This window comes from Psychrobacter sp. W2-37-MNA-CIBAN-0211 (assembly GCF_040309405.1).
Taxonomy (GTDB): Bacteria; Pseudomonadota; Gammaproteobacteria; order Pseudomonadales; family Moraxellaceae; genus Psychrobacter; species Psychrobacter glaciei.
In genome coordinates, this window is sequence record NZ_JBEOOU010000322.1 from 1 (window position 1) to 261 (window position 261).

At 42.9% G+C, this 261-nt stretch carries 1 protein-coding gene; it reads left to right on the top strand.

What is annotated here, in order from left to right; all coding sequences use genetic code 11:
* Positions 1–20 precede the first annotated feature (20 nt).
* Positions 21–261: GIY-YIG nuclease family protein (locus AAEY72_RS15405; RefSeq protein ID WP_352311470.1), on the top strand; the 241-nt coding region annotated here is incomplete at its 3' end.

A 261-nucleotide genomic window follows, 5' to 3' on the forward strand; every position in this document is an offset into this window, starting at 1 on the left:
CACTTAAGGTTTTATATTTTATGTCGCAAAATAACGCCAATACGGCTTGGTATTTATACATTATTCGCTGTGCCAATTCACATTTATACACTGGCATTACCACGGATATTGCGCGTCGCCTTGCCGAGCATCAAACACGCGGCCCTAAAGCGGCTAAATACCTAAAAGGTAAAGGGCCGTTAACCTTGGCTTACCAAGAGCAATTGACTGACCGAAGTGAGGCTTCAAAACGTGAAATTGCCATCAAGAAATATTCGCGTT